A 22,335-nucleotide genomic window follows, 5' to 3' on the forward strand; every position below is an offset into this window, starting at 1 on the left:
GCCTCCGGGATGAAACCTTTCATCCTGGCCAGTGCCAGCCCGCGCCGCCGCGACCTGCTCGCGCAAATCGGGCTTAAACCTTCACAAATTATTCCCGCCGACATCAACGAAGATCCCATCGAAGGTGAGTTGCCGCGTGGGCATGCCCTGCGTTTAGCTTGTGAAAAGGCGCAGAAAGTAGCCTCTGATCATGCAGGGCAGGTCGTTCTGGCGTCTGATACGGTCGTGGGTGTGGGGCGTCGTATCCTTCCGAAATCTGAAGATCGTCAAACAGCTGAAGAGTGTCTGAAATTACTCTCCGGACGCAGCCACCGTGTTTTCACCGGTGTGGCGGTCATTGATTCTGAAGGTTGTTTGCGCTCCCGCGTGTCCGAAACCCGCCTTAAAATGAAACGTCTAAGCGAGTCTGAGATGACCGAATATCTCGATAGTGGTGAATGGGACGGCAAAGCGGGTGGCTACGGTATCCAAGGTCTCGCGGGCGCTTATATCATAAACCTATCTGGCTCTTTCACGGGCGTTGTCGGTTTACCCGTCTATGAAACTCGAAATCTTTTAATGGCAGCTTGCGCATGAAACGTCGTGTTGTGATTGAACAGGCCATCGGTGAAACCCGCGCCGCTGTATATGAGGGCCGTCGTCTTGTCGAATTGTATGTCGACCGCGTCTGGACCACATCGCCGAGGGCGGGCGATACCTATATCGCGCAAGTCAAAACAGTCGATCCGTCTGTGGCCGGGGCTTGGGTGGACATAGGCAGCGCCTGCGCGCCTGCGCTCCTGCCATTTGCCGCACAACGTGACATGCCCCGGTTGACGGAGGGGCAAACGGTCGAAGTTAAAGTGCTTCGGTCACAGGTTGCGGGCAAGGGCGCAACTGTCCGTTTTATTGCTGAGTCGGACAGTAAAGTCGGTCTAGTAAAACGCCTGAGCTTACACGAGCGATTACTCGAAAAATTTCCTAATCTGACAAAAGACGATGCTTCCGTGAATGCCATGGACGAAGTCTGCGAAGCACATATCGGGCTGCCGGGTGGCGGGTCCATCATGATGGAACAGACCCAAGCCTTGATCGCGATTGATGTGGACAAGGGCGCATCCGAATCCGCTGCTGCGGCCGCGAATGAAGCCGCGAAAATGATCGCACATCAGCTGCGTCTTCGGGGTTTGGGCGGTTTGGTCGTCATTGATTTCCCGAATTTGCGTCAGCCCAAACAACGCAAAACGTTAGAGCGGACACTGGAAGACGCGTTCGAAGCCGATCCCGCCATGACAAAATTCAATACGCTTTCTCGCTTTGGTGTGATTGAGATGACCCGCGCGAAACCGGATATCTCGTTGGATGAGACCTTGAATGACAAATGGGGTGAACCGACGATTGCGACGCGGTCTTTGCGGGCCTTACGTCGACTGACTCGGGAGGCGAAAGTCTCTCCCGGCGCGAAACTGGAATTAATTGTGACGCAGGACATATCCGACTGGCTGAAGGATGCTCCATTTGACTGGAAAGCTGACCTGACTGACCGGATGGGCGCGCGTTATAATGTCAGTGTCGGTGAGGCCGTCGATGTGAAAGCTGACAGATGAAGCCGTGTACCTATTGCAAAAAGAAACAGGCCGTCGAGGCATTCAAACCGTTCTGCTCAAAGCGCTGCGCCGATCTTGACTTGGGGCAGTGGTTGACGGGCGGCTATGCGATTCCGACACTCGAGCCCGCGCCCAGCGCACATGAAAATCCGGAAGAATCGGATCCCTACCGTCCAGCCAATGATCACGAATAACTGTCGAACACGACCTTCGCGTCGATAAAGAAGTCGTCAATGCCAAATTCTGATTCCGCAGCTTCCAATGTGTCGCGCGTAACATATGAAAATGTGGAAACCGCAATGCCGTCACGGTGATAATCCTCAATGAGTTCAAGCGTGACCATATTCGCTGGCACGCAAACGCTCGACACCAAGTCCCGCATATCGCCGCGTAGAGGTCCGTCGACAAACCAACCGGAGCGTTCGCCGTGAACAATTGTGCGGTAAGGGCGGGCAATGTGTCTTGCCTCGGCTTCAAAAACCTTGTGGATCTGTCGTGTCGGAGCGTCCGGTGACTTGCACCAGTGGGATAAGCAAATTTCCGCATCTGGAAGTAAATCTTTCACGGCATAAAGTGTTTCCGGTAACCAACTGACCCAGATGATCCGGTCCGTCAGGCGGTGGGCTTTAGCCAACGCCACCAACATATCCTCGAATCCCGCATCCTTCATATCGACGAGGAGGGCGGCTTTGTTTGGGTGTTTTGAGGCGACTTTGAAGAGCGCATCCACCGATGGCATATGCGCGAATTTTCCGGCAAGGTTCCGGCGGTCACTCGCCATGATATCGCAAATCTTGCGCATCCGGCCTTTGCCATCCGGCGCGGCTTCATCGTGATAGATCAGGGGCGTCCCGCACCGCGTGACCCGTACATCAAACTCGACCTGCGCGACGCCCCAATTGAGGGCTGCGTTCAGACCGGCGATTGTATTTTCGTGTTCGGAAAAACCGCGGAAGCGGTGGGAAATCAATTGGGAGAGGTCAGCCATGCAACCCGTTTAAGTCATTCGACCTAGAGGTCAAATCCGCCCCAAAGGACGGTGAAGGCTTCGCAGTGAATGACAACGCTCTCATAATCCGCAAGATCGAGGTCGGCCGGCAAAATATAGGACTGTGCGCCTTTATTGGATTTCAACACACCAATCTTCGTCGCATCATTTTTAACATCTTGCCCAGTGAGAGATTCTATAGGTTTCTTGGTCAGGTAAACTTTGAGATCCGGCCCGTTCTTGGTTTTAAAATCCTCTGACAAAACCAGATGCGTTTCGCCGTCAACGTTTTCGATCTTCGCCGTGCCTTCGATTTTATAACGCTTCTGAACAAAAGTCCGATCAGCTGAGTCTTGAGCGAGTGCCGGAGACGTTAGAAGGAGGGCGATGGTAATAAGGGCTGTCTTTTTCATATCCGCACAATACAAAACTGCCGCCATCGCGCCAGTCACAAGGGCGTTATGAGCGCTGGTTCTAGAGGGGAGGGAGAAATGGTGCCCGAACCTGGATTTGAACCAGGGACACACGGATTTTCAATCCGTTGCTCTACCAACTGAGCTATTCGGGCACTCTTGAGTGTGGCGGGTGTATAGTCGCGAGGTTGGGTCCTGTCCACAGGCTTTTGGCAGGAAAATCATCTTGTTTTGAAAGCGCTGTATCTTGCACCATTATGCTTTGCTTTTGCGAACCATTCGCACTATGTGGCGAGAATGGAACCGATTGAAAATCTCAGGCTGACAGACCTCAAGAAAAACGAATCCGCCCTTATCATTGGGTTTAGCGCGGAAGAGGGCGACCTGACCACGCGGTTGCGCGAGATCGGCTTTGCGGAAGGCGACAATGTCACGCCCTTGCATTTTGGCCTTTTTGGCAGAAATCCTATGTCCGTGCGTCTGAACGGTGCGCAGATTGCTATTCGGAAACAAGACGCGAAAGCCGTATTGGTGAGACGTGATGAGATTGGAGCCGCAGAATGAGCGGGACCTCAAACCTCCGACTCGCCCTCCTTGGGGCCCCCAATTGCGGGAAATCTTCGCTCTTTAACGCGTTGACAGGCGGCAAGGCAAAGGTCGCCAATTATCCCGGCGTGACGGTGGAGTATCGCAAGGGTGATTTTGAGCTGCCCTCGGGGCAGGCCGTGGAACTACTCGACCTTCCTGGCGTCTATGGTAATTGCGGGCATAGTATGGATGAGCGCGTCGCGATTGATGCCGTGCGCGGAAATTTGGAAGGTGAACGTGCGCCGGATGGCCTGATCTTCATGATGGATGCGAGCCATATTAACACGCATCTTCACAATGTTCTTCAAGCCAAGAATTACGGGCTGCCGATCGTTCTCGTCCTCAATATGATGGATATGGCAGCGCGGGACGGGATTACGATTGATCTGCCTGCGTTAGAACGCGAGCTCGGAATTCCTGTTATTTCTTGCGTGGCGGTCCGGGCCTCAGGTCGGGCTATGCTACTAGACCATTTGGAGGACTGGGGCGGCGACGTCTTGTTTGGGTCTGCTGCAAAACCTGAATTAGAGGGCGATGTTCTGAAGGACTTACAGGCTAAAGCCCGCTCTATTACGCGAAATGCCGTCACACGGGTTGAGCGGACGGAGACTTACTCCCAACGCATCGATAAATTTGTCCTACACCCTATTTTGGGGCTCGTGATCCTTTTCGGCATTCTATTTGTCATGTTTCAGGCCGTTTACACATGGTCCGGTCCCGCGATGGATTTGATTGAGACGGGTATAGGCCTGTTGCAACAGGGCGCGGCAGCGATTTTGCCGGAAGGTTTGATAACGTCTCTCGTCGTCGACGGCATGATTGCGGGTGTCGGGGCCGTGCTCGTGTTCCTCCCCCAGATCATCATTCTCTTTGCGTTTATTTTACTCTTGGAAGCGTCAGGCTACATGGCGCGTGCGGCATTTCTCGTTGACTCGCTTATGGCGAAAGTCGGCTTGAACGGTCGCGCATTTATCCCTCTGCTGTCCAGTTTTGCTTGCGCTATTCCGGGGGTGATGTCGGCGCGGACGATTGAGAATGAACGCGATCGCCTGACCACGATTATGATCGCACCGCTGATGACTTGCGCCGCGCGCTGGCCCGTTTACTTCCTGATTATTGGCGCCTTTATTCCCCAAGCCAAAGTCGGGCCGTTTTCCCAACAAGGGCTGGTCGCTTTCGGTCTCGTTTTGATCGGCGTTATTTTCGCGCTCATTATGGCAGCAATTTTCAAACGCACCCTGACGCGCGGAGAGGCTTCCGGTCTGCTGATTGAATTGCCATCATATAAAACACCTGTTTTCAAAGACTATGTCGTTGGTCTTTATGACCGCGGCATGATTTTCGTCAGCCGTGCAGGCCGCATCATCCTTCCGGCATCCGTTATCATTTGGGTGCTGGCGACGTTTCCGACGAAACTGAACGGGATTGGCGGGACTTGGGCGGGGAAAATTGGTGGGGTGATCGAACCTGTCCTGCGCCCGATCGGATTTAACTTAGAAATCGCAATTTCCCTTATTCCCGCTATGGCGGCGCGGGAAGTGGCCGTCAGTTCACTGGCCACAATCTATTCGATTGCAGAGGAAGACGCAGATGCAAAGCTTAGCACTCTCATTTCTTCGCAATGGAGCCTGCCGACAGCTTTGGCTTTCCTTGCCTGGTTTATCTTTGCGCCGCAATGTCTCTCGACCTTCGCCATCATTAAGAAGGAAACCAATAGCTGGAAATGGCCGCTCTTCGCTTTTGGCTATCTCTTTGTGCTAGCCTATGTTGCTGCAGGGGTGACCTTTCATTCGACCACAGCGTTCGGCCTTTAACCTGTGGACAGACAGTCTTTGACAACGTTGTCATTTCAGATTATCGACGCCATGTTTCTGGAGCTACCCGCGTTCATATGACAGGGTAGTAACGTCTTCTCGGATGTACGAATCATCATGCATCCTTATCGTCACTGACACGCACATGACCGGGTAATTGCATGACTGATCACACTTTCTCCGCCAACCAACATCGCGATATGGCGAATGCGATTGCCGCGCTCTCTATGGACGCCGTACAAAAAGCAAATTCCGGACATCCCGGCATGCCGATGGGAATGGCGGACGCGGCAACGGTCCTGTTTTCACAATTCCTGAAATTTGATCCGAAAGCGCCGGATTGGGCGGATAGGGATCGCTTCATACTTTCCGCCGGACACGGCTCTATGCTGATCTACAGCATTCTTCATCTTACGGGCTATGAAGCGATGACGATGGAGCAGATTAAAAATTTCCGTCAACTTGGTTCCATCACTGCGGGCCATCCTGAATATGGTCACGTTCCCGGCGTAGAAACGACAACAGGTCCATTGGGGCAGGGTATCGCCAACGCCGTCGGTTTTGCACTGGCCGAGCGCCACCTGAACGCAAAATTTGGTGATGAACTTGTCGACCATTATACTTATGCCATCGCAGGCGACGGATGCCTGATGGAAGGCATCAGTCAGGAAGCGATTGGTCTCGCAGGGCATCTGGGCCTTAACCGCCTCATCGTTCTCTGGGATGATAATAATATTACGATTGACGGTCCGGTTTCTCTTTCGAGTTCGACGGACCAGATCGCGCGTTTCAAAGCCTGTAACTGGAACACGATTGCTGTTGACGGACATGACCGTGACCAGGTCGCTGACGCGCTTCGCCAAGCGAAAAAGTCAGACAAGCCGACCATGATTGCGTGTAAGACAACCATCGGTAAAGGCGCACCGACCAAAGCCGGATTGAACAAAGCCCATGGTTCGCCATTGGGTGATGACGAAATTGCGGGAACCCGCACAGCCCGTAGCTGGCATCACGGTCCATTTGAAATCCCGCAATCCGTTTATGAGGATTGGGCAAAGCCCGGCAAAGCGGGCGCGGACGCGCATGCGGCGTGGGCAAAACGTGTCGCCGCAAACGCAAAGGGCGAAGATTTTACACGCGCGATGTCCGGCGAGTTGAATGCGGGCTGGTTGGATGTCATGCAGGCGTATAAGGATGAGGTTGCGAAAGAACAGCCGACACTGGCGACCCGTGTTTCATCTAAAAATGCACTTACCCCCCTTACGGAAGCGCTCACGGATATGATCTCAGGTTCTGCTGATTTGGAAGGGTCGAATAAGACGAAGACACCTTCAACATCAGATGAAATTCAAGCGGGATCTTATGCGGGACGTTATGTCAATTACGGCATCCGCGAACATGGTATGGCCGCCTGTATGAACGGTATGGCGCTGCATGGCGGGGTTATTCCTTATTCTGGCCTGTTTATGGTCTTTATGGATTATTGTCGTCCGTCGGTTCGCTTGGCAGCTTTGATGGGTGTGCAGACGATTTATGTAGCGACGCATGATTCTATCGGTGTCGGCGAAGACGGTCCGACCCATCAACCGGTCGAGCATTTGGCCTCGCTCCGCGCTATTCCAAATTGTTATACCTATCGCCCAGCGGATGCTGTCGAAGTTGCAGAATGTTACGAAATCGCGGTGCAAAAGAATGGCGCCCCCGCCGTCATGGCGCTAACCCGTCAGAACCTTCCGGCAGTACGAGATAGTGCGGCAAAGAATATGTCGGAGCGGGGTGGATATGTCCTGCGTCCGGGTAAGGGTGCGGATGATATTGTCCTTCTCGCGACGGGGTCGGAAGTCCATCTCGCCGTCGAAGCGGCGGATCGTTTGGAAGCGGATGATATTTCGGCGCGCGTTGTCTCTATCCCCTGTCTCGACATCTTCCTCGAGCAAGATGAAAACTATATCCGCTCGGTTCTCGGCAAAGACTTACCAAAGATCGCGATTGAGGCGGGTATTCGCCAAGGCTGGGACGGTTTGATTGGTCGCGAAGGCGGCTTTATCGGCATGGACGGGTTCGGGGCATCCGCGCCCGGTGCGAAATTGTTTCATCATTTCGGCATCACGGCAGACGCGATTGTTGAGATGGCAAAAACAAAGGTAGATTAAAATGCGTGAACTTCCCGGCGATGTCTTTGTAACGGGTCAGCTTCTCGCGGCCCAAATGCAGGCTTTGGCCGAGCAGGGCGTCATGGGGTTCATAAATAATCGTCCAGATATGGAAGCGCCGCTCCAGCCAAGTGCAGTTGACCTGGAGTCGACCGCTCTGGAACTTGGTATTGATTATTATCACATCCCCATGTCGGGTGGCATCTCCCCGGGTATGATCCAGGCAAGTGTCACCGCCTTTAAAACGATGCCGCGTCCCATCGTTGCATTCTGCGCGAGTGGTATGCGGTCTTCCGCGCTCTGGGGTTTCGCGCATGTTGATAAGCTTGGTGTGGACGGCGTATTGGACGCGATCAAAGAAATCGGTTTTGATTTGGAGCAGATCAGACATCCACTGACGCAATATCTGGCGGAATTAAACGCCAAAGACGGTGAGTCGTGAGGCGGCTTCCGCCCCCTGTCATCACATTACTTGGCCTGCTGGCCATTTACGGGCTTAACTTGCTGCTCCCACAATTTCGTAGTGCAAGTTTGGGCGGCGGGTTGGCGGCATCGATATTCTTTACAATCGGGGCAGGGCTTCTGGTTTGGTCGGGACAGGCTTTTCGAAAACACCAGACGACGGTCAATCCTCTGCGTCCTGAACGGGCGACGTCATTGGTCACATCCGGGCCTTATCGTTTTACGCGTAACCCAATGTATTTGGCGATGGTCCTGTTTCTCTGGTCCGGCTTTACCTATGTCGGGAACTGGATGGGGGTGGCAGTCGTAATGGCGTGCCTCATCTATTTTGATATGGTACAGATTGCAGCAGAGGAAGCGGCGATGGAGTCTAACTTTGGTGAGGATTGGACAACCTACACGCAAAGAGTCCGGAAGTGGATTTGATTGAAGAATGAGCGTCAAAGGATTGATATCCAATCAATATAGCTGGCTCTCCGGCTATGGGCGCGGGATATTCACGGATGATCTTCTGGCCGCGATTGTTGTGACGATCCTGCTTGTGCCGCAATGTCTGGCCTATGCGCTCCTTGCGGGGTTGCCGCCGCAGGTCGGGATTTATGCGTCGATTTTCCCGCTCGTCGCTTACGCCTTACTGGGGTCATCAAATTACCTGAACGTTGGCCCAACCGCCGTGATCTCTCTCATGACGGCGGCCTGTATTGCCGCATTGCCCGAAGGCACACGCATCGTCAGCGCTGGGGCATTGGCGCTCCTGACGGGCGGAATTCTTATGATTGCCGGGTTGCTCAAAGCCGGGTTCATCATGAATTTCGTCAGCCGCCCCGTAGTGTCCGCCTATATCACGGGCGCGGCTCTGCTGATAATCTTTAGTCAGACCAAACATATTCTTGGGGTGTCCGTGAACTCGCAAACGGCATCCGGCATGGTAAATGACCTGATCAGTCAGATTGGTGTCGCAAAGGGCTTGGCTGTCTTAACGGGCTTTCTGGCGATTATGGCTTTCGTCTCAGTCAGAAAATTGGTCCCCTTTCTTTTGGTGAAATCAGGTTTGCGCGCAAAAACGGCGAAGCTGATAGGGCGCATGGCCCCGATCCTAATCATCGCGATATTTGTTATAGTCAGTGCCTTGGCGGATTTTGGTGGACGTTATGGCCTCGCGATAGTCGGGGATGTGCCCGCCGGATTACCTCCGCTAGAGTTTCCTAATCTCTCGCGCGGAGCCTATGAGGATCTGCTCATCCCTGCCATCGTGATTGCTATCGTGGCCTTTGTGGACAGCACGTCCACGGCGCAGGAGCTGGCATCACGTAAACGGGGACGGGTTGATGCGAACCGCGAATTACTTGGCATTGGCGCGGCGAATGCCGTGGCGGGCTTGACGGCGGGCTATCCCCTTAACGGGTCGATGTCGCGGTCTGCTGTGAACTTCTCGGCAGGGGGCAAGACACCGATGGTCGGGCTTCTCGTGGCCATATTCATGGCGCTGACGGCTTTATTCCTCACGCCGGTTTTGCAGGCTCTGCCACTCTCTGTCCTCGCAGCCTTGATTATTGTCGCTTGTTTAAACCTCTTGGACTTTGGGTCGATCTGGCGGACCTGGACCTACTCCCGCGCCGACGGGATTACGGCCCTGGCAACATTTCTCGCGGTCCTCTTTCTGGGTGTTCAGTGGGGTGTGTTAGCAGGAGTCATCCTCGCTATGATACTGCACATCCGGATGAGCCTCAATCCTCGCATCCCGCTCGTTGGGCATTTCCCGGGCACGGAACATTATCGCGATGCTACGAAATATAATGTCGAAACCAATGATTTCGTCAAAACGCTGCGGATTGACGAAGGTCTCTATTATGCCAATGCGCGGGTGCTGGAGGACCGTGTTGCGACCGTCGTGTCTGAAAACGCAGAGATGACGGACCTCGTCCTCATGTGCACAGGTGTCAGTCACATAGATGCGAGCGCGCTGTCCAGCCTGCATGAAATAAACCGCCGCCTTAAAACGCTCGATATAAAACTCCACATTTCCTCTATGCAGGGCCCCGTGCGAGAGCGCATGTACCGCTCAGACTTCCTCGAAAATCTCACGGGCAGCGTCTTCCTCTCGCAGCATGATGCGATGACGGCGCTGCAACCCGAACCGGATTGGAGTCAGTTCTCGGACCACATGGATATTCATGGCTGAACGAAAAAGGTATTAAGTCCTTTACGACGTTCATCTTTTTAGCTTACGACGGAGGGGACGAAGCCCTGCGAGAGCGCGATCCCCGCGCCCCTTGGCCATGAAGAGAGACGACCATGCCGGACCTAAATCCGTCCGGCTCCGATGAGGCTGCACCATCCGGTCGCAGTTCACGGAGACGGGCAAGACATAAACGCGGGAGAGGCGGGGGCGGTGCCTCGCGCCACACCCATTCACCCACCTATGCCGCCATTGATTTGGGCACGAATAATTGTCGCCTCCTTATCGCGCGCGATGCGGGCGAGAGTTTCCGCATCGTCGACAGCTATTCCAAAGTCGTCCGTTTAGGACAGGGCCTCGCCAGCACGGGACGCCTCAGCCAGGAAAGCATGGACGCAGCCGTGGAAGCTATGCGTATCTGTGCGTCAAAGATGAAATCCCGCCGTGTCAAACGCTGGCGCTGCGTCGCGACGGAAGCCTGCCGCAAGGCGAGCAATGGCGAAGAATTCCTCGCCCGTGTTAAGGCGGAAACGGGGATTGCGTTGGAAGTCATCAGTCCCCGCGTGGAATCACGCCTTGCCGTTATGGGCTGTCTCAATCTCGTTGATACGACGAAGGACGTGTCGCTCGTCGTCGATATTGGTGGTGGGTCAACGGAACTGTCTTGGGTGGATGTCCGCAAATTGCGCGACGAAACGGCGGAACATCGCTTACACCGTCCACCGATCAGCGCGTGGGCGTCTCTGCCCATCGGTGTTGTCACACTGACCGAACAAGTCCCCGAGCATGATGATAAGACCGTCTGGTATCAGGAGATGTGCGATTTCGTACGCAAGACCATTAAAGAGCAGGGCTGCGAGACGCGCTTTACGAATGTTTTCCAACAGGGGCGGGGCCATATGATCGGGACGTCGGGGACGATTACGTCACTGGCGGGTATTCATCTCAAACTCCCTTATTATCAACGCGCCAAAGTTGACGGACTCTGGTTCCGCTCCGCCGATGCCGTGGCCGTCGCGCGCGATATGGGGTCGCGCACACCGGCCGAACGCGCGAAAGAACCCTGTATTGGTGAGGACCGCGCCCATCTCCTCGTGGCAGGGTGTGCTATCATAGATGTGTTGTGCGAAATGTGGCCGTCTAAGATGATCCGTGTGGCCGATCGGGGTCTGCGCGAAGGCATGCTAATCGGCCTAATGCGCAAAGGGCAAAAGCCACAAAAAGTGGCAACTGCCACTCTACCTACGGAGCCGTCCAATGGCGCGTAAACCTCCTTCCCATCGATCCCGTCCACCGCGCCGCCAGATGAGCGGGTCCAAGACCGAAGGCACGAAACGCGGTCGCGTGACGCCTAAATCCGAAGAAGATAATGCGACACGGATGTTGCATAAAAAGGTCAAAACGGCGGCGGGTCGAAAGATATCGTCAAAGCTCTGGATCGAGCGTCAGATCAATGACCCTTACGTCCGCAAGGCTAAGGAAAAAGGTTATCGCTCCCGCGCGGCTTTCAAAATTGAAGAATTGGACGATAAATTCGGCCTCATCAAACAGGGCTCGCTCGTCGTCGATCTCGGCTGTGCACCGGGGGGCTGGGTCCAGATAGCCTTAAAGCGCGGGGCGGACCGCGTGGTCGGGATTGATATTCTGCCCGTCGATCCAATACCGGGCGCGGATTTGATCGAGCTGGACTTTATGGATGAGACCGCGCCGGACCGTATCAAAGCCCTGCTGGGCGCGGAACCCGATCTCGTCATGTCGGATTTGGCCGCGAATACGACGGGGCATCGGCAGACGGATCATTTAAAGACGGTTGCGCTAGTCGAGGCTGCGGCAGAATTCGCTATGCAGACTCTGCGACCCGGCGGGCATTTCGTGACGAAGGTGTTTCAGGGCGGGGCTGAGAAAAAGCTATTGGACCGCCTCAAGCGGAATTTCCAGAAAGTGCAACACGCCAAACCCGAAAGTTCGCGAAAAGGCAGCCCGGAAATCTACCTCGTCGCCCTGAATTTGCAGGGTCGGGAAGAATAGCTGTTCAGGCGCAGGAATCCCTTTGCGCCGCCCGTTCAATCCTGATAGCTCCCGCTTGCAAAAGAGATGGAGATTTCCATGGAGATTCGGGAAGGCTTGACCTTTGACGATGTCCTTTTGCAGCCCAAGGCATCCGACATTCTACCCGCTGAGGCGTCGTTGAAAACGCGACTGACACGCGGAATTACAATCAATGTGCCGCTCGTGAGTGCGGCGATGGATACAGTGACGGAAGCCAATCTCGCCATTGCGATGGCGCAAACGGGTGGTATCGGCGTGATCCACCGGAACCTTTCGATTGAGGAACAGGCCGAAGAAGTGCGCAAGGTAAAGCGTTACGAATCCGGCATGGTCGTCAATCCGATCACAATTGGACCGGATGCTACGCGCGCGGAACTCGGTGCGTTGGGCCGTCATCATAATATTTCCGGTATTCCGGTCGTAGAGACAGACGGGAAACTCGTCGGGATCGTCACAAACCGCGATGTGCGATTTGCGGATGACCCCGAAGAAAAAGTCTCCGCCCTGATGACGCGCGACCTCGTCACGGTCAAAGAGGGCGCGACAGAAGCAGAGGCCCGCGCGCTGCTTCATAAACACCGGATTGAACGCTTAATTGTCGTCGATGATGATTATCGTTGCGTCGGCCTGATCACCGTTAAGGATATGGATAAGGCCGAAAGTTTCCCGAATGCCTGTAAGGATGAGAAGGGACGTTTACGCGTTGCGGCGGCCTCGACTGTCGGGGATGCGGGCTATGACCGCGCGATTGCCCTGATTTCTGCGGGCGCGGATGCGGTTGTTATCGACACGGCGCATGGCCATTCCATCAAAGTTATTGAGCAGGTCAAACGCCTCAAAAAGAATTATCCTGACGCTCAAATCATCGCGGGCAATATTGCGACGGAAGCGGCGGCAAAAGCGCTCATTGATGCTGGCGCTGACGCCATAAAGGTCGGCATTGGACCCGGTTCTATCTGTACAACGCGCATCGTCGCGGGTGTTGGGGTGCCCCAGCTCACGGCCATCATGGATGCTTGTAAAGTGGCTCAGAAAGCCGGTGTGCCGGTCATTGCGGATGGCGGCATCAAATATTCCGGCGATATGGCGAAGGCTCTGGCGGCAGGTGCGGAATGCGCCATGGTCGGATCGCTCCTCGCGGGTGCGGAAGAAACACCGGGCGAAGTTTTTCTGTATCAAGGCCGTAGCTACAAATCCTATCGTGGAATGGGGTCCGTCTCTGCCATGGCGCGAGGGTCTGCGGATCGTTATTTCCAGAAGGAAGTCGATTCCATGAAACTTGTCCCCGAAGGAATTGAGGGTCGTATTGCTTATAAAGGTCCAGTCGGTCCAATCCTCCATCAATTGCTCGGCGGGATACGCGCAACGATGGGGTATACGGGCTCGAAGACGATTGCCGACCTCCACAAAAATGCGGAATTTGTGAAAATTACCGGTGCGGGTCTTCGCGAAAGCCATGTCCATGATGTGCATATCGCGCGCGAAGCGCCAAACTACTCGATGCCGAGTTAGATAGATGATCGATCTTCAACACCCCATGATTTTGCCGTTTTTTGTGCAAATCGGGCTGACTTTCATCGTTTTACTTCGTTTGGCTTATTGTCGTGTGTCGGCCTTCAGAGCTGAGGGTGGCATGGCCGAAATCCGAAAAAACGGCTTCCCGACCCGCGCGGTGAATGCGTCAGATAATCTCAAGAACCAATTCGAGATTCCTGTCTTATTCTATGCTCTTTGCCTCTTCTGTTTCATGAGTGGTATTAGTTGGGTCGTTCTAACCGTTCTTGCCTGGATTTATGTCGGCCTACGTATTTTTCACGCCATAATCCATTGTGGACCCAATATTATTTTCCCGTGGCGCTTCGGCAGCTTTGTTCTTAGCTGCAATGTGCTGCTGATTATGTTCGTCATGATCTGCTTGAGAGTATTCTAAGATGAGATTAGGTGGACGAATACAGGCTGCGGCGGAAGTCCTCGAGGATATTCTCGAGCGCCGGACGCCCGCTGCTATGGCGCTGCGGGATTGGGGCAAGTCCCATCGGTTTGCAGGGTCTAAAGACCGTTCTGCGATCGGTAATTTTGTCCATGACGCGTTGCGTCGGAAGTCTTCAATTGGTTATCGGATGAATGATAACAGCCCCAGAGCCTTAGCGCTCGGTGCGGCGGTTTTCTCCGGCGGTATTACTGTTGAGGAAATTTTAGAGCAAACTGAGGGCGATCAGCATTTCGGTGCGCCGCTGACGGAAGACCAAATCGCCAAACTTCGCGGGCAAATCGAACTCGATACCGCGCCCGAATGGGTCAGGGCGGATGTGCCCGAATGGATTTGGCCCGCCTTCGAGACGAATTTCGATGAAGAAGCGATTGTCGAAGGCGCGGCCCTGACAAACCGCCCACCCCTTGATATTCGCGTCAATGCGATCAAAGCCACGCGGGACAGCGTTGATGTCAAAGACGCAACCCCGACTGAGATTTCCCCCATAGGACTACGTCTCGCCCCCGTCGCAGGGCAGGGCCGTCATCCAAACGTTCAATCCGATCCCGACTTCATGACGGGTAAATTCGATATTCAAGATGAGGGGTCGCAAATCGTCAGCCTGCTCGTCGCGGCCAAAGCCGGAGAACAGGTGCTGGACTATTGCGCGGGCGGTGGCGGTAAATCGCTCGCCATGGCCGCAGATATGGAAAATGAGGGCGCGGTCTACGCCTTCGATATTGACAAGCGCCGCCTCGCACCGACCTATGACCGCTCCGCGCGGGCTGGGGCGTCCATCATCAAAGTCGTCCAGCCACCGGAAAAGAGCCTCAACAATCTGCGCGGCAATATGGACCGCGTCCTTGTCGATGCCCCTTGTACGGGCGTTGGCACATGGCGGCGCAAACCCGATGCGAAATGGCGTCTATCCGAGGACTCCCTTGTCAAGCGCGTCGCGGAGCAGAAGAAGGTTCTGGATAATGCCAAGGATTTTGTGAAACCGGGCGGGTACCTGTTCTATGTGACCTGCTCCATGCTCGCTGCGGAAAATGAACATCAGGTATATTCCTTCCTCGACCGGGCGCCTGAATTTGCTTTACTATCTGCGGGCGAAGTCTGGGAAGACCGTTTCGGCGTCGACGTGCCAAAGCCTTGGTCGGCGGATGGCTGCACCCTGACGCTCACCCCCGCTTCCACGAATACAGACGGCTTTTTCTTTGCCGTGATGGAGAGAACGACTTGAACGATACGCACGAAGACATTGTAAACGCACATGAAAAGCTGCTGATTGTCGATTTTGGGTCGCAGGTGACGAAGCTGATCGCGCGTCGTGTGCGCGAAAGTGGTGTTTATTCGGAAGTGCATCCCTTCAATAAAGTAGATGCGGATTTCATCAAAACCTTCGACCCCAAAGCGATCATCCTTTCGGGTGGACCTAATTCGGTCGTGGGGACGGGTACCCCTCGCGCGGATGATGCCGTTTGGTCACAAGGTGTGCCCGTCCTCGGCATCTGTTACGGGCAGCAGACCATGTGCGCGCAGCTTGGCGGGGCGGTAGAAACGTCGGACGAGCAGGAATTTGGCCGCGCTTTTGTCGATACGTCCGGTTCCAGCCCACTTTTCAACGGCTTGTCAGACCGCGAAGAAGTCTGGATGAGTCACGGGGATCGCGTTAGCGCCTTGCCCGAAGGGTTTGAAATCATTGGTATTTCACCAAATGCGCCTTATGCGGCCATTGCGGATGAAACGCGCAAATATTACGGTGTTCAATTTCATCCGGAAGTTGTTCACACACCCAACGGCGCAACCATGCTCCGCAACTTCACTCACACAATCGCTGGGTTTAAGGGCGATTGGAGCATGGCGTCCTTCAAGGACGAGATGATCAAAGCCATTCAGGATCAAGTCGGTGACGGAAAGGTCATATGCGGCCTCTCAGGCGGCGTAGACAGCTCTGTGGCGGCCGTGCTGATCCATGAAGCCATTGGAGACCAACTGACCTGTGTCTACGTCGATACGGGCATGATGCGCAAAGGTGAGAGCGAGCAGGTCACAAAGCTCTTCCGCGACCACTACCAAATCAAGCTCATTCACGTGGATGCAGGCGATGAGTTCCTGAGTTTGTTGAACGGTGTCAGCGATCCGGAACGTAAGCGTAAGATCATCGGTGGGACCTTTATCGATATTTTTGAACGCGAGGCCAAAGCCATTGGCGGCGCAAAATTCCTCGCACAGGGCACGCTTTATCCTGATGTAATCGAGTCTGTGAGTTTTGACGGTGGGCCGTCTGTCACCATCAAATCCCATCACAATGTCGGCGGTTTGCCCGAGCGGATGGATATGGAACTTGTTGAGCCATTGCGGGAATTGTTCAAGGACGAGGTCAGGGCGCTAGGGCGTGAGCTGGGTCTGCATGCCGATTTCGTCGAAAGGCACCCGTTTCCGGGACCGGGTCTCGCCATTCGCTGCCCCGGCGAGATTACGAAAGCGCGTCTGGACATCTTGCGCGAAGCCGACGCGGTCTATCTTGACCAGATTAGAAAACATGGTCTTTACAATGAGATATGGCAGGCTTTCGCGGTGCTTTTACCTGTGCAAACTGTGGGCGTCATGGGCGACAGTCGCACCTATGACTTCGTCCTCGCATTACGGGCTGTAACGTCTACAGATGGCATGACCGCAGACTATTATCCTTACTCGCATGAATTCCTCGGGGAAACGGCGACACGGATTATCAATGAAGTCCGCGGCGTAAACCGTGTGGTCTATGATGTAACGTCCAAGCCACCGGGAACCATTGAGTGGGAATAGGTCATTTCGCCTGTTGATTTCTTTCGTCGGCCTTCTATTCAGAATTCGGATATAGGGTTGGATTATAAGTCATGAACAAAAATTTTCTCTCTTCAAAAGTGTTGTCTGGTATAGATGGATTCCGCGATAGTTTCGTGAGTGCGTCGCCATTCAAACATCTCGTGCTGGACGGTTTCTTCACGGATGAAGTTGTCGAGGGGCTGCTCGCTGATTTCCCGAAGCCTGACCCATCCACAATGATAAATGAACATGGTCAGGCCAGCAAAAAACACGTTGTCAGCTGTGTTTCCGAGATTAGTGAATTTTACGCGCGTCTGGATAATTATATCGGATCAGAGTCGTTTATTAAGATCATGGAAGATCTTACAGGTATTAAAGGCCTTCTTTATGATCCTGGTTATTATGGTGGTGGAACACATAACAACCTTGCTGGGCAGGGAATGAACCCTCATGTCGATTTTAATCTCTTGGATATTCCAGAGGTCGGGCAAGTTCATCGTCGTATTAATGCAATCATATATTTGAACGAAGACTGGCAGGAAGACTGGGGCGGAAATTTAGAATTACACTCAAACCCTTGGAAACCTGATACGGATGAAATTCTGACTGTTGTACCCAAGAAGAACCGGATGGTACTCTTTGAAACTAATGAGATTTCTTGGCATGGATTTAAGCCTGTGTCTGATAAAATTCCAGAGGGTGTAACGCGCAAGAGCTTTGCAATCTATATGTATACCAAAGAGCGACCTGCTGAGGAGGTTGTACCAAGCCACGGCACATTTTATGTCCCTGAATTTCCGCAATCGAGTGAGTTGGGACTGAAAACAAAGGTTGCGAAAGATGAATATCGCGATGCCGCAGAGCGCGCTCGCACGATGGTGTATAACCTCTATCAAAAAGAAAAAGCGTTGAACGGGAATATAGACGAGATCAGGCGGGAGCTTGATCAGATGAAAGAGCTTCTCCGCGCCCCAATTGGAGGCGGTTTTCGTCAGATTGGGCCTGTAAAAGGCTTTCATGCCGACGGCATCGTATCAAAGGATGTTTCTTTGAGAGTCATGGCGACGACTCCCGTAAATGAGATTAGGTTTCAGTTCTATTCAATTGATTTTATTGATAAACAATCCGTTGATATCTTGATTAATGGTGAGTTTGTGAAAACTATTGAACTCGACCCTGATGTGCAGAGATATGCTGTACCTATCTCTCTGCAGGACGGTGATTGTGTTAATATTGATCTTAAATTTGCAAAATCGGCTATTCCGAGCGAACTCGGCATAGCCGAGGATGCACGAAATATTGCGGGAAATATAATATTGATAGAAGGCATGACGACCTTGCCAAGAGGACTACTAAAACGCCTATTTGCTTAGCCCTTCGTAAAATCGTTTATACTTTTTTCCGATAGGCTTCCGGGGCTTAATGCTCATAAAATTGTTGAGTCAATTGCAGCTTGTTAACTTTTAGAGCTTGAATCGTGGACTTTCGAGATGATTTTACTACCTTAGGGTAAACCGCCCATAAACCATCCTTCGCTATATTCTCCGAATAAGCGGCAAAGACCGCGATTTATGGTGTGAATGGTAATATCTGACCGATTGTGATGCGAGTGCTAATACTCATATCCTGGCTGGGTCTCATCTTTGGATGGAACTCTGCCCTAGCGGCGACCTCGAAAAACGAGGCGCAGCACGCGGTCATGCTCGAAATTCTGGAGGGCGATACGTCTCTCTACATCGAGCCAAACAAGGACATGGCGTGGTGGATCGTTGGCGAATGCCGACGGGCTCTGCCGCTGATCGCCGATGCTCCGCTCAATAATCTGATGTCCCGACCTATCGTCGAAGACGTCACTTTGGGTTCACGCCAAATGGAAATGCGACAGCAATTCCGCTTTGACCTGGCGTCCACCCCACCCACACTTTCCGTCTACAGCTCCGTTCGGAGTGGATGGTCGCCAGTTCCTGTTAAGCGCGTCGACGCTTGCAGCCAATTGCCCGACTGCCACGCCCGTACGGAGCTGCCGGAGTGTTAGGGCGGTCTTCATACAATAATTCTAAAAACCATGTTATTCAGGGGCTTATCCTGTGCCTCCTGATGTGGTTTGGCGGGGTCGCCCATGCCGAAGATGCAAAAGTCGCGGAAGTCTCCCTCCCACAGGCGACGAAAGACGTCCCTATTGAGGAAAAGCCTGAAAGCCTGCCCACGGTTAACACGACGCTGATTGCGGAAGTCGACAGCTCTATCATCGTCAAACTGGACGGCGAGACATTGGAGAGTACGGAAGTCCACCGGACGTCGGATGGTAATCTCTATGTCAATGCGATGCCGATTTTCGCCCATTACGGTAATGACGTCGAATATGACGATGTCAGCAAAGCCCTTATCGTACGCCGGAGCCAGGACGGCGTCGTCATGGAACTCTACACCGAGACGGGCATCGTCAAGGCGGATGGCAAGGCATTAGGGAAACTTGAACATTTCGGTCAGGTCACGGCTGAGCAATTCATTCTCACACCGAATGCGATTGCCGTTCTGGCGGGCACGATTGGACAGTTCGACGCCGACAGTAACGAGTTCAAATTCAAACTCGATCCGCGTTTACGTGTCGCGACGGGCTTTGATGTTTTTGTAGAAGGTATTCCATTGGGTGCGGTTCAACCTGAACCTAAATCTGTAGGACCTGTCCTCCTGCTACCCATTCGTCCTATTGCGGAATCCCTTGGGAATACGATCAATTTGACGGAGGGCGGCACAGTTATTGAAATCCGTCGTGTTCAGGACAGTGTAACCATGTCGCTCAATCTCTCGACAGGATTGGTTAGCGTCAACGGCACACCCGTCGGTCTGTCAAAGGACATCGCCTATATTGATCAGATCAACCTCCTCCTGCCTGTTTCTGCCGTCGAAGCCCTCACAGGCACCATTATTGAGGCGGAAGCGGGTACCGACCGGATCAATGTCGATCTGGATGAACGTCTGACGGGGGCTATTGCACCAATGGCGTCCGTGGATGACCTGACCAAAGACACGCCCTTCACACCGGAGTCCCTGCAATTCCAAATCTCACCCGATACGGGCGCGCGGGTGCAGTTTGATGCCCATGCCGGACGTGTGAATGGACGCTTAAGGTTGGAACTTCCGGACCTACCATCGAATGAGGACGAGTTGCGCCCCAGCTGGCTCTCCGTCGATCTCGCCCATACGAGCGGCGCAACGGGGTCTATCGGTGATTATTCTGCGCGGTTTAGGGAATTGGACGCAGTGGGAACCCGCCGCATTGTGGGAGTTGCCGCACAGAAAGAAACGGAGAATGGACGATGGTCCTTTGCGGCCGGGGCCCCTCAAACCGGAGTGGAACGCATTTCATCCGATCAGACACGCAACGAATTTGGCGGCTTTGCCGCCGGTTTGCGTTATGCAGATCGGGATGGTTGGGAGGCTGGCCTTGCCGCGACGCGGAATGAGCTATCGTCAGATCAACGCGTCGTGCTGGAAGCGATTTCCGGTAAGCTGGGCCGTCAGAAAGATGATAAGTTTCAATGGAATGCGGGCGGTGCTTTAGGTGTTTTTGATGGTGATTTGCGTGAAAGTACGGTTGACCTCCGTCTGAATGCGGATGGTCGCTACCAACTGAGTGAGTCCTTTTCAGTCGACTCTCGTATTGCTTATTCCGGTGCAGAATTCCTTGGAACATCCCTACAGCAGGAACAGCAGGACCGCGCAATTGCGGAAATCCTTGATCCTGACGCAGAGTTCGAAGATTTTGAAACACCGCCCGATATTCGTCGTCGTGGGTCTGACCAAGTCTCTGTCAGTGCCTCTGCACGGTTCTTTGCACGCGGCGAAACGGGGTTTTTGAACAATACTGCGGCTTCGGTTTCGGTGCGTCAGACGAAAACAGGTTTTCTGAAATCGGGGATTACAACGGCTGACCAAACGGCTGTCTCCGCCGGTGCGAGTACATCTTTGGGCGAGACGGGCGTTAATGTCAGCGTGAATGGTAGCGTGTTTGAAACAACTCGCGATGTTCGCGACGTCGGGTCTGAAACCACGACGGGAAATTCCATCTCTGCGCAGGCCTATAAGCAATTCAATGATTACACGATCCGGGCGCAATATAACCGGTTTGAACAATCCGATGCGCCGACGCGCGAAAGCGCGGTTCTGAATGTGAACCGTACGGCATTTAACTTCGACCTCCCAAAAGCGTCGACATTGAGTGTGGGTCCTTCGGCGACGGGGATTTGGGATGGGTCGAATTTACGAGGCCGATTTGGTGTGAATGCATCGCTTAATTCCGGCGAAGTCTTTGGACGGAAGAACCGCGTCACCGCGTCATTTGGTATTCTGCAAAGCGTATCGACACGCGGTAGCGCCCAAAGCAATAAATTCCTGACAGTGTCTGCTGCGCGGAAATTGCCGATTGGTAAGAATATGTCTCTCGGTTTGGCTTACCGGAATGACCTGCGCGGTGAACACCGCCTTGGTTTGCAACTCTCCGGTAATTTTAACTTCAACGCCAAACGTGCGATAAAGAAGACCGAAGATGGGCGCGGTATCCTAAAAGGACAGGTCTTCCTCGATCGTAACCGCGACGGCATCCGTCAGCCGAGCGAACCGGGCATTCCACGCACCATCGTACGCGTGAAGGGCACGGCTCTCGCGTTGAGATCCGGGGCAGACGGCTTCTTCACAATTCAAAACGTGAAAGAAGGCCTCTACGAAGTGCAGATTGATGCGGGCAGCCTGCCCATTGGTTATGATTTATCGGAAGATATCCAGACGCGTGTCACGATTTCAGAGGGTCAGGTCACCGATATCCCACTTCCGATAGTCCAACGCGGTCAGATTCGCGGCTTTGCCTTCGAAGATGATAATCGCAACGGTGTCTATGATCGCGGCGAGTCGCGGATTGAGGGTGCAAAATTGCGTCTTGAAGATGAAACAGGCGACATCACAGAGACGGTCATCACGACGAGTTTTGGACAATATGCTTTCGATGATCTGCCGCAGGGACAGTATAAAGTTCACGTCATGCCGTCCAAAGCCTCGAAAATCGTGGCGAGTGAAGCTTTCACCGTAGAGCTTCAGATTGAAGATGATCTCATGGCGCGGGAGAATGTCATCATCCGCCGGGTGAGCGATGTCGATGTCGATTACGAGCTGGAAATTGATCCCAAGAAACCAAAATTCAGAACGGGGACAGTTGTCATCGAGGACACACCCACCCCCTGGGACTTATAGAACACACCACCTTGGCGGGCTGTTGGATTTCCAACGGTCCGCCTTTTTTTTGTGTGAACCTGCTCTATGCGGC

20 protein-coding genes and 1 tRNA gene are annotated in these 22,335 nt (G+C 53.6%); 18 read left to right on the top strand and 3 right to left on the bottom strand.

The features are described from left to right. Positions 1-9 precede the first annotated feature (9 nt). From ACP9M6_RS09640 to ACP9M6_RS09650, 3 genes are read left to right on the top strand one after another with little or no spacing between them, the layout of a single operon-like run. Positions 10-576, top strand: a complete 567-nt coding sequence (locus ACP9M6_RS09640; protein ID WP_427450604.1) for a Maf family protein — start codon at positions 10-12, stop codon at positions 574-576. Beyond that, positions 573-1,586, top strand: coding sequence for a ribonuclease E/G (locus tag ACP9M6_RS09645; protein WP_427450605.1), 1,014 nt, complete (start codon positions 573-575; stop codon positions 1,584-1,586). The genes ACP9M6_RS09640 and ACP9M6_RS09645 overlap by 4 nt, the downstream gene beginning before the upstream one ends. Further along, positions 1,583-1,780 carry a DNA gyrase inhibitor YacG gene (locus ACP9M6_RS09650; RefSeq protein WP_427450607.1) on the top strand — a complete coding sequence of 66 codons (198 nt, stop codon included), beginning with the start codon at positions 1,583-1,585 and terminating at the stop codon, positions 1,778-1,780. The genes ACP9M6_RS09645 and ACP9M6_RS09650 overlap by 4 nt, the downstream gene beginning before the upstream one ends. Here ACP9M6_RS09650 and ACP9M6_RS09655 read toward each other — a convergent pair. The 3 genes from ACP9M6_RS09655 to ACP9M6_RS09665 all read right to left on the bottom strand — a co-directional run bounded on the left by ACP9M6_RS09655 (position 1,771) and on the right by ACP9M6_RS09665 (position 3,142). Next, positions 1,771-2,574, bottom strand: coding sequence for a glycerophosphodiester phosphodiesterase (locus tag ACP9M6_RS09655; RefSeq protein WP_427450609.1), 804 nt, complete (start codon positions 2,572-2,574; stop codon positions 1,771-1,773). The two genes, ACP9M6_RS09650 and ACP9M6_RS09655, sit on opposite strands and share 10 nt — an antisense overlap. A gap of 23 nt (positions 2,575-2,597) precedes the next feature. Next, entirely contained in the window at positions 2,598-2,987 is a 390-nt protein-coding gene (locus ACP9M6_RS09660; RefSeq protein ID WP_427450612.1) for a DM13 domain-containing protein, read from the bottom strand. A 79-nt stretch (positions 2,988-3,066) separates the two neighbouring features. Next, positions 3,067-3,142, bottom strand: a tRNA-Phe gene (locus ACP9M6_RS09665). 142 nt (positions 3,143-3,284) lie between these two features. Between ACP9M6_RS09665 and ACP9M6_RS09670 the strand changes: the two genes are divergently transcribed. The 15 genes from ACP9M6_RS09670 to ACP9M6_RS09740 all read left to right on the top strand — a co-directional run bounded on the left by ACP9M6_RS09670 (position 3,285) and on the right by ACP9M6_RS09740 (position 22,262). After that, entirely contained in the window at positions 3,285-3,551 is a 267-nt protein-coding gene (locus ACP9M6_RS09670; protein ID WP_427450613.1) for a FeoA family protein, read from the top strand. After that, the gene (gene feoB, locus ACP9M6_RS09675) at positions 3,548-5,389 is read left to right on the top strand and encodes a ferrous iron transporter B (protein ID WP_427450614.1); all 1,842 of its coding nucleotides are present in this window, start codon (positions 3,548-3,550) and stop codon (positions 5,387-5,389) included. The genes ACP9M6_RS09670 and feoB overlap by 4 nt, the downstream gene beginning before the upstream one ends. 161 nt (positions 5,390-5,550) lie before the next feature. Beyond that, positions 5,551-7,542 (top strand): transketolase, encoded by a 1,992-nt coding sequence (tkt, locus tag ACP9M6_RS09680; RefSeq protein WP_427450615.1) that lies wholly within the window; start codon positions 5,551-5,553, stop codon positions 7,540-7,542. Position 7,543: 1 nt separating this feature from the next. Next, on the top strand, positions 7,544-7,984 hold the full coding sequence (locus ACP9M6_RS09685; protein WP_427450617.1) for a beta-lactamase hydrolase domain-containing protein: 441 nt from the start codon (positions 7,544-7,546) through the stop codon (positions 7,982-7,984). Then, positions 7,981-8,430 (top strand): methyltransferase family protein, encoded by a 450-nt coding sequence (locus ACP9M6_RS09690; RefSeq protein ID WP_427450618.1) that lies wholly within the window; start codon positions 7,981-7,983, stop codon positions 8,428-8,430. Before ACP9M6_RS09685 ends, ACP9M6_RS09690 begins: the two co-directional genes overlap by 4 nt. 7 nt (positions 8,431-8,437) lie before the next feature. Further along, positions 8,438-10,186: a SulP family inorganic anion transporter gene (locus ACP9M6_RS09695; protein WP_427450620.1), complete on the top strand. Its 1,749-nt coding sequence runs from the start codon at positions 8,438-8,440 to the stop codon at positions 10,184-10,186. Between the two features lie 113 nt (positions 10,187-10,299). After that, positions 10,300-11,451 (top strand): Ppx/GppA phosphatase family protein, encoded by a 1,152-nt coding sequence (locus ACP9M6_RS09700; protein ID WP_427450621.1) that lies wholly within the window; start codon positions 10,300-10,302, stop codon positions 11,449-11,451. Next, entirely contained in the window at positions 11,441-12,211 is a 771-nt protein-coding gene (locus tag ACP9M6_RS09705; protein WP_427450623.1) for an RlmE family RNA methyltransferase, read from the top strand. The genes ACP9M6_RS09700 and ACP9M6_RS09705 overlap by 11 nt, the downstream gene beginning before the upstream one ends. Before the next feature lie 78 nt (positions 12,212-12,289). Beyond that, positions 12,290-13,744 carry an IMP dehydrogenase gene (gene guaB, locus ACP9M6_RS09710; RefSeq protein ID WP_427450625.1) on the top strand — a complete coding sequence of 485 codons (1,455 nt, stop codon included), beginning with the start codon at positions 12,290-12,292 and terminating at the stop codon, positions 13,742-13,744. Positions 13,745-13,748: 4 nt separating this feature from the next. Next, entirely contained in the window at positions 13,749-14,162 is a 414-nt protein-coding gene (locus tag ACP9M6_RS09715) for an MAPEG family protein (RefSeq protein ID WP_427450626.1), read from the top strand. Position 14,163: 1 nt separating this feature from the next. Beyond that, a complete protein-coding gene (locus ACP9M6_RS09720; protein WP_427450628.1) occupies positions 14,164-15,447 on the top strand; it encodes an RsmB/NOP family class I SAM-dependent RNA methyltransferase in 1,284 nt (427 codons plus the stop codon). After that, a complete protein-coding gene (guaA, locus tag ACP9M6_RS09725) occupies positions 15,444-17,015 on the top strand; it encodes a glutamine-hydrolyzing GMP synthase (protein WP_427450630.1) in 1,572 nt (523 codons plus the stop codon). Before ACP9M6_RS09720 ends, guaA begins: the two co-directional genes overlap by 4 nt. A gap of 71 nt (positions 17,016-17,086) precedes the next feature. Further along, positions 17,087-18,388, top strand: a complete 1,302-nt coding sequence (locus tag ACP9M6_RS09730) for a 2OG-Fe(II) oxygenase (protein ID WP_427450632.1) — start codon at positions 17,087-17,089, stop codon at positions 18,386-18,388. A gap of 236 nt (positions 18,389-18,624) precedes the next feature. Next, entirely contained in the window at positions 18,625-19,050 is a 426-nt protein-coding gene (locus ACP9M6_RS09735) for a hypothetical protein (RefSeq protein ID WP_427450634.1), read from the top strand. A gap of 62 nt (positions 19,051-19,112) precedes the next feature. Further along, positions 19,113-22,262 carry an SdrD B-like domain-containing protein gene (locus ACP9M6_RS09740; RefSeq protein WP_427450636.1) on the top strand — a complete coding sequence of 1,050 codons (3,150 nt, stop codon included), beginning with the start codon at positions 19,113-19,115 and terminating at the stop codon, positions 22,260-22,262. The last annotated feature ends 73 nt before the right edge of the window (positions 22,263-22,335 follow it).

It is taken from the genome of Litorimonas sp. WD9-15 (assembly GCF_050271975.1).
Lineage (GTDB): Bacteria > Pseudomonadota > Alphaproteobacteria > Caulobacterales > Maricaulaceae > Litorimonas.

Excerpts from the sequence above, each read along its gene's own strand:
- feoB (WP_427450614.1), top strand. The coding sequence starts at position 3,548 with ATGAGCGGGACCTCAAACCTCCGACTCGCCCTCCTTGGGGCCCCCAAT.
- ACP9M6_RS09740 (WP_427450636.1), top strand. The coding sequence starts at position 19,113 with ATGTGGTTTGGCGGGGTCGCCCATGCCGAAGATGCAAAAGTCGCGGAA.
- ACP9M6_RS09730 (WP_427450632.1), top strand. The coding sequence starts at position 17,087 with ATGAACAAAAATTTTCTCTCTTCAAAAGTGTTGTCTGGTATAGATGGA.
- ACP9M6_RS09705 (WP_427450623.1), top strand. The coding sequence starts at position 11,441 with ATGGCGCGTAAACCTCCTTCCCATCGATCCCGTCCACCGCGCCGCCAG.
- guaB (WP_427450625.1), top strand. The coding sequence starts at position 12,290 with ATGGAGATTCGGGAAGGCTTGACCTTTGACGATGTCCTTTTGCAGCCC.
- ACP9M6_RS09660 (WP_427450612.1), bottom strand. The coding sequence starts at position 2,987 with ATGAAAAAGACAGCCCTTATTACCATCGCCCTCCTTCTAACGTCTCCG.
- ACP9M6_RS09670 (WP_427450613.1), top strand. The coding sequence starts at position 3,285 with ATGGAACCGATTGAAAATCTCAGGCTGACAGACCTCAAGAAAAACGAA.
- ACP9M6_RS09715 (WP_427450626.1), top strand. The coding sequence starts at position 13,749 with ATGATCGATCTTCAACACCCCATGATTTTGCCGTTTTTTGTGCAAATC.
- ACP9M6_RS09720 (WP_427450628.1), top strand. The coding sequence starts at position 14,164 with ATGAGATTAGGTGGACGAATACAGGCTGCGGCGGAAGTCCTCGAGGAT.
- ACP9M6_RS09645 (WP_427450605.1), top strand. The coding sequence starts at position 573 with ATGAAACGTCGTGTTGTGATTGAACAGGCCATCGGTGAAACCCGCGCC.
- ACP9M6_RS09640 (WP_427450604.1), top strand. The coding sequence starts at position 10 with ATGAAACCTTTCATCCTGGCCAGTGCCAGCCCGCGCCGCCGCGACCTG.
- ACP9M6_RS09685 (WP_427450617.1), top strand. The coding sequence starts at position 7,544 with ATGCGTGAACTTCCCGGCGATGTCTTTGTAACGGGTCAGCTTCTCGCG.
- ACP9M6_RS09650 (WP_427450607.1), top strand. The coding sequence starts at position 1,583 with ATGAAGCCGTGTACCTATTGCAAAAAGAAACAGGCCGTCGAGGCATTC.
- ACP9M6_RS09655 (WP_427450609.1), bottom strand. The coding sequence starts at position 2,574 with ATGGCTGACCTCTCCCAATTGATTTCCCACCGCTTCCGCGGTTTTTCC.
- ACP9M6_RS09695 (WP_427450620.1), top strand. The coding sequence starts at position 8,438 with ATGAGCGTCAAAGGATTGATATCCAATCAATATAGCTGGCTCTCCGGC.
- tkt (WP_427450615.1), top strand. The coding sequence starts at position 5,551 with ATGACTGATCACACTTTCTCCGCCAACCAACATCGCGATATGGCGAAT.
- ACP9M6_RS09700 (WP_427450621.1), top strand. The coding sequence starts at position 10,300 with ATGCCGGACCTAAATCCGTCCGGCTCCGATGAGGCTGCACCATCCGGT.